Source organism: Modestobacter sp. SYSU DS0290, from assembly GCF_054050955.1.
The window spans coordinates 1-10,088 of record NZ_JBJHAI010000013.1; the positions used below are offsets into that span (position 1 = coordinate 1).

9 protein-coding genes are annotated in these 10,088 nt (G+C 72.4%); 5 read left to right on the top strand and 4 right to left on the bottom strand.

All coding sequences use genetic code 11. The annotated features are described in order from the left end of the window. Positions 1-219: 219 nt before the first annotated feature. From ACI795_RS12115 to ACI795_RS12130, 4 genes are read right to left on the bottom strand one after another with little or no spacing between them, the layout of a single operon-like run. Positions 220-1,137 carry an SDR family oxidoreductase gene (locus ACI795_RS12115; protein WP_457075758.1) on the bottom strand — a complete coding sequence of 306 codons (918 nt, stop codon included), beginning with the start codon at positions 1,135-1,137 and terminating at the stop codon, positions 220-222. 34 nt (positions 1,138-1,171) lie between these two features. Further along, positions 1,172-2,068, bottom strand: a complete 897-nt coding sequence (locus tag ACI795_RS12120) for an amidohydrolase family protein (protein WP_457075759.1) — start codon at positions 2,066-2,068, stop codon at positions 1,172-1,174. Further along, positions 2,065-2,727: a 3-oxoacid CoA-transferase subunit B gene (locus tag ACI795_RS12125; RefSeq protein WP_457075761.1), complete on the bottom strand. Its 663-nt coding sequence runs from the start codon at positions 2,725-2,727 to the stop codon at positions 2,065-2,067. The genes ACI795_RS12120 and ACI795_RS12125 overlap by 4 nt, the downstream gene beginning before the upstream one ends. Next, entirely contained in the window at positions 2,724-3,485 is a 762-nt protein-coding gene (locus ACI795_RS12130) for a CoA transferase subunit A (protein ID WP_457075762.1), read from the bottom strand. The genes ACI795_RS12125 and ACI795_RS12130 overlap by 4 nt, the downstream gene beginning before the upstream one ends. A gap of 375 nt (positions 3,486-3,860) precedes the next feature. Between ACI795_RS12130 and ACI795_RS12135 the strand changes: the two genes are divergently transcribed. The 5 genes from ACI795_RS12135 (at position 3,861) to ACI795_RS12155 (ending at position 9,854) form a co-directional block, all read left to right on the top strand. Then, positions 3,861-4,970, top strand: a complete 1,110-nt coding sequence (locus ACI795_RS12135) for an NDMA-dependent alcohol dehydrogenase (RefSeq protein WP_457075763.1) — start codon at positions 3,861-3,863, stop codon at positions 4,968-4,970. Between the two features lie 11 nt (positions 4,971-4,981). After that, positions 4,982-6,460 (top strand): aldehyde dehydrogenase family protein, encoded by a 1,479-nt coding sequence (locus tag ACI795_RS12140; RefSeq protein WP_457075764.1) that lies wholly within the window; start codon positions 4,982-4,984, stop codon positions 6,458-6,460. A gap of 39 nt (positions 6,461-6,499) precedes the next feature. Next, positions 6,500-7,618, top strand: coding sequence for an NDMA-dependent alcohol dehydrogenase (locus tag ACI795_RS12145; RefSeq protein WP_457075765.1), 1,119 nt, complete (start codon positions 6,500-6,502; stop codon positions 7,616-7,618). Between the two features lie 117 nt (positions 7,619-7,735). Beyond that, on the top strand, positions 7,736-8,842 hold the full coding sequence (locus ACI795_RS12150) for a zinc-dependent alcohol dehydrogenase (protein WP_457075766.1): 1,107 nt from the start codon (positions 7,736-7,738) through the stop codon (positions 8,840-8,842). 10 nt (positions 8,843-8,852) lie between these two features. Next, on the top strand, positions 8,853-9,854 hold the full coding sequence (locus tag ACI795_RS12155; protein ID WP_457075767.1) for an amidohydrolase family protein: 1,002 nt from the start codon (positions 8,853-8,855) through the stop codon (positions 9,852-9,854). Positions 9,855-10,088 lie beyond the last annotated feature (234 nt).

Consider the following 10,088-nt stretch of genomic DNA (forward strand, 5'->3'; position numbering starts at 1 on the left):
ACCCCCGACCACCACCCCCCCCCGCCCCCACCCCCCCCCCCGCCCCGCCCCCCCCGGCGCGCCCCCCCCCCCCCCCCCCCCCCCCCCCCCCCCCCCCCGCTCTCGTCCGTCCCGGCGCTGCGCTGACCGCCGCTTCCCACGCCGAGTGCCCGCTTCCCACGCCCTGCAGCGCGGGGAACGCGCACACAGGGCGTGGAAAGCGGGCTGAGGAGCGGGCGGTCAGCTGCCGACGCGGTCGGTGAGGCGGGGGGAGGGGAGGCGGTTCTCCGGGGCGTAGACCGGCGAGCTGGTGAGGAACGGGATCGCCGCCGCACGGGCCTCGTCGATCGGCTCGTCGGGGAACGCGGCCAGCGTCGTCTCGAACCGCTCGCGCACCCCCTCGCGGAACTCCGGGTGGGTGAGGATGAACAGGTCGCCGCGCCGGATCCCGTTGAGCACCCGCTCGCCGGCCTCCACGTAGCTCATGTACGGCTGGGTCTTGGCGTACTCGAGGAACTCCGCCGGCGGAGGGGTGTAGCCGCTCTCCCCGTACTGCTCCGGGCGGGCGGCGACGGCGCCGGCGATGTTGCTGTGCACCGGCCCCGGGCAGTACGCCGAGACGCCGATCCCCTCGGGGGCCAGCTCGATCGCCAGCGCCTCCGACAGCGCGATCACGGCGGCCTTGGTCATCGAGTACAGCCCCGCGACGATCGGCAGCAGCCCGGCCATCGACGTGGTGGTGACGATGTGCCCGCCCTCGCCGTGCGCCCGGATGTGCGGCACGAACGCCCGCAGCCCGTTGCCGACGCCCTTGATGTTGACGTCGATCAGCCAGTCCCAGTCGCTGGGCGTGGCTCCCATGACCGGGCCGGTCAGCCCGATGCCGGCGTTGTTCACCAGCACGTCGACCCGGCCGTGGCGCTCGACCGTGGCGGCGGCCGCCGCCTCCACCGCGGCCGCGTCGGTGACGTCCAGCTGCACCGCGTCGACCTCGAGGCCGGCGGCGGCGAACTCCGCGGTCGTCTCGTCGATGTGCTCCTGGCGGCGGCCGCTGATCACCACCGTCATGCCGGCGCGGGCCAGGGCGAGCCCGATCCCGCGGCCGATGCCGCTGGACCCGCCGGTGATGAAGGCGACCTTGCCCTCGACGTCCTGCATGGGAGATGTCCGATCTGTCCGGGGGAGGGGAGGGTCAGCGGCCGGGCGGGAGCAGCCCGAGCAGCCGTGCGGCGTTGGACTTGTAGATCAGCGGCTTGACCTCGTCCTTCAGGCCGATGGTCTCCGCGTCCTTCATCCACCGCTCGGGGGTGATCACCGGGAAGTCCGAGCCGAACAGCACCTTCTGCTTGAGCAGGCTGTTGGCGTACCGGACCAGCTGGGGCGGGAAGTACTTGGGCGACCAGCCGGACAGGTCGATGTGCACCCGCGGCTTGTGGGTGGCCACGGCCAGCGCCTCGTCCTGCCAGGGGAAGGAGGGGTGGGCCAGGATGATGTCCAGGTCCGGGAAGTCGACGGCGACGTCGTCGACGTCCATCGGGTTGGCGTACTTCAGCCGGATGCCCCCGCCCCCGGGCGTGCCGGCGCCCACCCCGGTCTGCCCGGTGTGGAACAGCGCGATCAGCCCGTGCTCGGCGATCACCTCGTAGAGCGGGTAGGCCTTGCGGTCGTTGGGGTGGAAGCCCTGGGTGTTGGGGTGGAACTTGAACCCCCGGACGCCGTGGTCGGTGATCAGCCGGCGCGCCTGGCGGACGCCGGCGGCGCCCCGGGCGGGGTCGATGCTGGCGAAGGGGATGACCACGTCGGAGTGCTCCGCGGCGAGCTCGGCGACCTCCTCGTTGGTGGGCACCAGGTCGTCCCCGGTCTGGGAGATGCTGTCCACGCCGAAGGCGACGCAGGCCATGTCCCGTTCCCGGTAGTACTGGGCGAGCTCGGGCAGCGTGTACTGGGGCATCGACCCGATGCCGAAGTAGGCGCCCATGTCGTCGGCGCTGCTGCCCGCCGTCGGCGGGGCGGAGACCGACCGGTGCACGTGGGTGTGCACGTCGATCGCGGTGATCCGGTCCAGGTCGATGCGCGAGGTCCAGGTCACGACCGCAGGTCCTCGGTGTAGGGCGCCTCGGTGTTCGCGCGGACGTCGGCGGGGGTGACGCCGGGGGCGCACTCGACCAGCCGCAGCGTGCCGTCGACGACGTGGAAGACCGCCAGGTCGGTGTAGACGCGGGTGACGCACGCCTTGCCGGTCAGCGGCATCGTGCACTCGGGGACGACCTTCGAGCGGCCCTTGCGGTCGCAGTGCTCCATCGTCACCCACACCTGCGGGGTGCCGGCCACGAGGTCCATCGCACCGCCGACGGCGGGGTTGCGGCCGGGCACGTACCAGTTGGCGAGGTCACCGGCGGCCGACACCTGCAGCGCCCCGAGCACGGTGACGTCGAGGTGGCCGCCGCGGATCATCGCGAAGGACATCGCCGAGTCGGTGATCGCCGCCCCGCTCATCAGCGTGATCGGCTGCTTGCCGGCGTCGGTGAGGTCGACGTCGCCCTCCCCCTCGGGGGCCGGGCCGAGGCCGAGCACCCCGTTCTCGGCGTGCAGCACGACCTCCACGCCCGGCGGGAGGAACCTGGGCACCGCCAGCGGGATGCCCACGCCGAGGTTGACGACGAAGCCGTCCTGCAGGTCCTGCGCCAGACGCTCGGCGATGCCCTCGCGGGTGCGGCCGGTCACCGGCGGGGTCTGCGTGGCGGTCATGAGCGGGTCCTCGCGATCAGCCGGCTGTCGTCAGGGGCGGTGGTGCGGGCGGGGCTGGTCAGGACCACGTCGTCGACGAAGACCCCGGGCAGGTGGACGTCGTCCGGGTGCAGCTCGTCGACCTCGACCACCCGGTCGACCTCGGCGAAGGTGTGCCGGCCGGACATCGCGGCCAGCGGGTTGAAGTTCCGCGCCGACAGGCGGAAGCGCAGGTTGCCCTTGCGGTCCCCGGCGTACGCCTTGACCATCCCGAAGTCGGCGACGATGCCGGTCTCCAGCACGTGCTCGCGCCCGTCGATCAGCCGGTGCTCCTTGGCCGGCACGTGCTCGGCGACCCCGCCGTCGGGGGAGTACCGCAGCGTGAAGGTGCCGTCGGCGAGCATCGTCCCGGCCCCGGACGGGGTGAAGAAGGCGGGGATGCCCGAGCCACCGGCCCGCAGCCGCTCGGCGAGGGTCCCCTGCGGCACCAGCTCCAGCTCCACCTTGCCGGCGAAGTACTCGTCGTAGAACTCCTGCAGGATCGGGAAGGACGCCGTCACCCGGCGCAGCCGGCCCTCGTGCAGCAGCCTGCCGACGCCGGTGAAGTCGTGGCCCACGTTGTTCACGTAGACGTGCAGGTCGCGCTTGCCCAGCTCGCAGAGGGCGTCCAGGAGCAGGTCCGGGCGGCCGGAGCTGCCGAAGCCGCCGACCGCGATGGACGCTCCTGACGGCACCCTGTCGACCACGGACAACACGTCCTCGCGGAACTTGTCGATCACGCCGTGTCCCCTTCTCAGGCCAGTCCCCGGTGGTGCGGCTGGCTCGTGCACTGGTGCGATCCCGACGGCGGGCCCGCGCACTGGGCGGGACGGCGATGTGTCGAGGGTCACCCGGACGTCGTCGAACGTATGGACGCCCTCCGGTACCCGAGAAGGCGTATTCCACCCGGGGGAAGGCAGGGCCCCGGGGCGTCCGCGCGCGGACCGGGGGGTCCGCCCGGCTCGTCTTCCGCCGGTCGGAATGACGTGTGGCCCACGCCACGTCTGCGGCGGCAGTGTCCCCATCGGCTCCGGGCCTCGCCCCGGGTGTCAGCGAGGCTCTCGCCCCCCGGCCAGCGCCCGTACCACCAGTCGTCAGCACGGAAGGGGCCCCAGATGAGCATGACCACACGCGCCGCGGTCTGTCGGGAGCCGGGCAAGCCGTGGGAGATCACCGAGCTCGAGCTCGACGAGCCCCAGGCCAACGAGGTCCGGATCAAGTTCATGGCCGCAGGGCTGTGCCACTCCGACGACCACATCCAGAAGGGCGACGCGATGATGCGCTTCCCCGTGGTCGGTGGCCACGAGGGCGCTGGCATCGTCGAGGCCGTCGGTGAGGGCGTGACCCGGGTGAAGGTCGGCGACCACGTCGTCTGCTCCTTCATCCCGGCCTGCGGCAAGTGCCGCTACTGCTCCACCGCCCGGCAGAACCTCTGTGACGAGGGCAAGAACGCCTCCACCGGGGAGTTCCCCGACGGCACGTTCCGGTTCCACCAGAACGGCGAGGACTTCGGCGGCCTCTGCGTGCTCGGCACCTTCTCCGAGCGCGCCGTCGTCAGCGAGTACAGCGTCATCCAGATCCCCGAGGACATCCCCTTCGAGGTCGCCTCCCTGGTCGGTTGCGGCGTCCCCACCGGCTGGGGCAGCGCGGTGCACGCCGCCGGCGTGCGCGCCGGGGAGACCGTCGTCGTCTACGGCGCGGGCGGCGTCGGCAGCAACGCGGTGCAGGGCGCCCGGTTCGCCGGTGCCCAGCGCGTCGTCGTCGTCGACCCGGTCGAGTTCAAGCGGGAGATGGCCACCGTCTTCGGCGCCACCCACACCTTCGCCACGGCGAAGGAGGCCCAGGAGTTCGTCAACGAGGTCACCTGGGGCGAGCTCGCCGACCACGCGATCATCACCGTCGGCGTCCTCCACGACGAGGTCATCGCCGACGCGCTGCAGGTGGTGGGCAAGGCCGGCCAGGTCACCGTCACCGCGGTCGGCAACGGCTGGGTGAACGAGCACCCCGGCGCCCTCATCGGCTACCAGCGGCGCATCCAGGGCGCGATCTTCGGCGCCTGCAACCCGCTGTTCGACGTCCCCCGGCTGCTGAGCCTGTACCGCACCGGCGACCTCAAGCTCGACGAGCTGATCACCCGGACCTACCGGCTCGAGGACGTCAACCAGGGCTACCAGGACATGTTGGACGGCAAGAACATCCGCGGCGTGATCATCCACGAGCACTGAAGGAACCGGACATGACGATCGCTCCTCCCGGCCCGCAGGCCGGTTCGCCCCTGCTCATCGACGACGCCCAGCTGATCGGCGGCGACTGGGTGCCCGCCGCCGGCGGGCAGACCATCGACGTCATCAACCCCGCCACCGGTGAGGTGCTCGGCCGGGTCCCGCGCGGCGGGGCCGAGGACGTCGACGCCGCCGTGCGCGCGGCCGAGGCGGCCTTCCCCGCCTGGCGGGACACCAACGCCACCGCCCGCGGCGCGCTGCTCTTCCGCTGGGCCCAGCTGATCGACCAGCACACCACCGAGCTGGACCAGCTGGAGTCCCAGGAGGTCGGCCGGCCCAGCTGGGGCCCGCCGCCGATGTCCCGGATCCTGAACTTCGTCGCCGGTCAGGCCGACAAGGTGCAGGGCCTGTCCCTGCCGACCTACACCCCCGACGCCATCGGCCTCACCCTGCGCGAGCCCTACGGCGTGGTGGGCGCGGTCATCCCGTGGAACGCCCCGGCGCCGATGTTCGTCAACGACGTCGGCCCGGCCATCGCCGCCGGCAACACCATCGTGATCAAGCCGGCCGAGGACGCCCCGCTGACCGCCCTGGCGCTGGCCAAGCTGGCCCTGGAGGCGGGCATCCCGCCGGGCGTGGTCAACGTGGTCACCGGCTATGGCCACGAGGCCGGTGCCGCGGTGTCCGCCCACCCGGGGATCCGGCGGATGAGCTTCACCGGCTCACCGGACACCGGCGCCATGGTGATGGCGGCCTGCGCGAAGAACCTCACCCCGCTGCATCTGGAGTTGGGCGGCAAGTCCCCGCAGGTGATCCTGGCCGGCGCCGACCTGGACGCCGCCATCCCGGCGATCGCCATGGGCATCACGATGAACACCGGCCAGATCTGCGCCGCCGGCTCCCGCGTGGTGGTCGAGCGCTCGATCCACGCCGAGGTCGTGCAGCGCCTGGCCGAGCAGATGTCGAAGGTCAAGGTCGGCCCCTGGTACGAGCAGGTCAACATGGGCCCGCTGATCAACGCCAAGCAGCACGAGCGGGTGCTCACGTACATGCAGCTGGGCCGGGAGGAGGGCGCCGAGCTGGTGCTGGGCGGCGGCCGCCCCTCCGGTGAGCAGTACGAGCGCGGCTTCTTCGTCGAGCCCACGCTGTTCGACAACGTCGACCCGGCGATGCGGATCCACCAGGAGGAGATCTTCGGGCCGGTCCTCGGCGTCACCCCGGTGGCCGACGAGGCGGAGGCCCTCCAGGTCGCCAACGGCACCGACTACGGCCTGGTCGCCTCGGTGTGGACCAACGACGTCGGCCAGGCGGTCCGGTTCGCCCGCGGCCTGCAGGCCGGCCAGGTGGCGGTCAACGCCGCGCTCGGCGCCGGCGTCATCGGCGGTCCGTTCGGCGGCTACAAGCGCAGCGGCTTCGGCCGCACGATGGGCGCCGACGCCGTCCTGGACTACACCCAGGTCAAGACCGTCTCCCTGCGCGGCACCGGTGCCTGACCTCCCCACTCCAGTCCACCCCCTCAGGGAGGCATCCCGATGAGCATCACCACGCACGCCGCCATCGCCCGCGGGCCGCACATCGGCTGGGAGATGGTCGACCTCCAGCTGGACGAGCCCAGGTCGCACGAGGTGCGGGTCAAGTTCGCCGCCTCGGGGCTCTGCCACTCCGACGACCACATCACCGCCGGTGACGCCCCGGTGCGCTTCCCGATGGTCGGTGGCCACGAGGGCGCCGGGATCGTCGAGTCGGTCGGCCCCGACGTCCGCCGGGTCAAGCCCGGTGACCGGGTGATCTGCTCCTACATCCCCGCCTGCGGCGCCTGCCGGCCCTGCTCCACCGGGCACCAGAACATGTGCGTCAAGGGTCTGAACGCCGGCAGCGGCATGTTTCTCGACGGCACCTTCCGCTTCCACCTCGGCGACGAGGACCTCGGCGGGTTCTGCTCGCTGGGCACCTTCTCCCAGTACGCGGTGGTCTCGGAGTGGGCCTGCGTGCCGCTGGCCGACGACATCCCCTTCGAGGTCGCCAGCCTGGTCGGCTGCGGCGTCCCCACCGGCTGGGGCTCGGCGGTCTACGCCGCCGGCGTCAAGCCCGGGGACACCGTCGTCGTCTTCGGCTCCGGCGGGGTGGGCAGCAACGCCGTGCAGGGCGCCCGGTACGCCGGGGCCAAGAACGTCGTCGTCGTCGACCCGGTGGAGTTCAAGCGGGAGATGGCCACCGTCTTCGGCGCCACGCACACCTTCGCCTCGGCGAAGGAGGCGCACGACTTCGTGGTGGAGACGACGTGGGGGCAGCTGGCCGACCACGCCATCCTCACCCCGGGCGTGGTCACCGAGGAGATCGTGAACTCCGCGGTGGCGATGACCGGCAAGGGCGGCAAGGTCACCATCACCGCCGTCGGCCATCTGACCGAGAAGGCCGTGCACTTCCACGCCGGCGCCCTCATCGGCTACCAGCGCCAGGTCCGCGGCGCGCTCTTCGGGGACTGCAACCCGCTCTACGACATCCCGAAGCTGCTGGGCCTGTACCGCGCCGGTGACCTCAAGCTCGACGAGCTGGTCACCCGCAAGTACCGGCTGGACGAGGTCAACCAGGCCTACCAGGACCTGAACGACGGCAAGAACATCCGCGGCGTCATCGTCCACGAGGACTGACCCCTCCGCCGACCGACCCCAGCCGGATGCCCCACCCACGTCCGGTGCCGCCCGGCTCCTCCCGGGCGGCACCGGTCACCCGGCGCGCCCTCGCGCCGGCCGAGCTCGAGGAGAGCGATGAGCGACAGCGTGCGCGCGGTGGTCCAGACCGGCCCCCGGAAGATGGAGCTGCGGGACTTCCCGCGGCCGGTGATCGGCGCCGACGACGGTCTGCTGCGCGTGGAGGCCAACGGCATCTGCGGCAGCGACGTGGAGACCTACAAGGGCCACATGTCGATGGGCCGGGGCGACTTCATCCCCGGTCACGAGCCGATGGGGATCATCGAGGAGATCGGTGACCGCGCCGCCGAGCGCTGGGGCGTGCAGGTCGGCGACCGCGTCGCGCTGGAGGTCATCGTCCCCTGCCGGGCGTGCGAGAAGTGTCTGACCGGGCGTTACCAGGCTTGCCCGAACCGGACCCTGGGTCACGGGGTCACCGGGGTCGACGTGGCGCCCAGCCTGTTCGGCGGCTTCGCCGAGCACCTGTACCTGACGCCCAACTCCGTCCTGCACAAGATCGACAAGACCATCCCCGCGGAGATCGCGGTCATGTTCAACCCGCTGGGCGCCGGCGTCCGCTGGGCCGTCCACCTGGGCGGCATCGGCCTCGGCGACACCGTCGTGGTGCTCGGCGCCGGCCAGCGCGGGATCGCCTCGGTGATCGCGGCCAAGGCCGCGGGCGCCGGCACGGTGATCGTCACCGGCCTGGCCGCCGACGAGCACAAGCTCGCGCTGGCCCGCGAGTTCGGCGCCGACCACACCGTGGTCGTGGGGGAGGACGGCGAGGACGTCGTCGAGCGGGTCCGGGAGATCACCGACGGCGAGATGGCCGACGTCGTCCTGGAGCTCACCCCGATGGCCGCCGGGCCGGTCACCGACGCGCTGAAGGTCGCCCGGTTCGGCGGCACCGTGGTGCTCGCCGGGCTCAAGGGCGGGCGGGAGATCCCGCTGAGCACCGACCTGATCATCAACCGCGGGCTCGTCGTGAAGGGCGCGTTCGGCGTCGACTTCGCCGGCCAGGAGGCGGCCATCGCGCTGATCGAGTCCGGCCGGTTCCCGCTGGAGAAGCTGCACACCCACACCTTCGGCCTGGACGACACCGCCCTGGCCATCGAGACCCTCGCCGGCGAGGTGCCGGGAGAGCTCCCGGTGCACGTGTCGGTCCACCCCAACCTGCCCGCCTGAGGAGGCACCCGTGCTCGTCGATGCGCACGCCCACCTGCTGCCCCGCGACTACCCGGCCGACGCGCCGGAGTGCTTCCCCCGGATGGAACCGGTCGACGGTGACACCGCACGCACGCTGGTCTTCGGCTCGATGCGGTTCACCGCCCGGGATGCCTTCTTCGACGCCGAACGGCGCATCGCCGAGCAGGACGCCTCCGGGGTCGATGTCGAGGTGCTCAGCCCGATGCCGCCGCTGCTGCGCTACGACCTCCCGGCCGGGGACGGGATGTCACTGGCCCGGTGGGTGAACGAGGCCACCGCGCAGCTCTGCGCGGAGGTGCCCGACCGGCTCAAGGGGCTGGGCATGGTGCCGCTGCAGGACCCCGACGCCGCCACCGCCGAGCTCAAGGCGATCAAGGACCAGGGGTTGCACGGGGTGGAGATCGCCTCGAACATCCTGGGCAGGTCGATCGGCCACGAGCAGTTCCTGCCCTTCTTCACCGAGGTGGAGCAGCTGGGCCTGTCGGTATTCGTGCACGCCATGCCCAGCCCGTCGGAACGGTTGCCGATGTCGGCGATGGGCACCTACGTGGTCGGGGTCGAGGGGGCGTTCGCCGCCGGCTCGATGGTCACCGGCGGGACGGCGAAGGCCTGCCCGGACCTGCGGATCTCCTTCAGCCACGCGGCCGGTGGATTCCCGCTGATGCTGCCGCGGGCGCAGTACTTCTGGGGCGGCTCGTGGAACGAGGAGCCGGTCGACCTGACCCGGGCGGTGATGCACGACGACGGACCCTCGCCGGTCGAGCTGGCCCGGCGGTTCTGGTACGACTCGATGGTCTTCGACCGCCGCGCGCTGCGGTTCCTCGTCGACTACCTCGGCGCCGACCGGCTGCTGGTCGGCTCGGACTTCCCCGCGATGCTCCGCGAGGACCCGGCCGGGCGGACCCTGCGCACCCTGGACCTGCCGCCGGAGGACCTCGCCGACGTGCTGAGCGGCAACGCCTTCCGCTGGCTGGGGATCGACCACCCCTGACCGACCCTGCCCTCATCCCGGGCCCCGTCCGCCTCCCGCGGGCGGGGCCCGGTGCCTTCCGGGGCCGGTGGCGGGACGCTCGGCGGTGCGGCTCGACCCGCGGCGGCGAGCCTCGCTGCGCCCGTCGAGGACCGGCACACCCCCGCCCGCGGCCCCCGTCGTGACCTGGTCGTGACGGGGGCCGTGGCCCGCGCCGAACCGCCTTCCGGACCCTCTCCGGACGGAAGTGGAGAG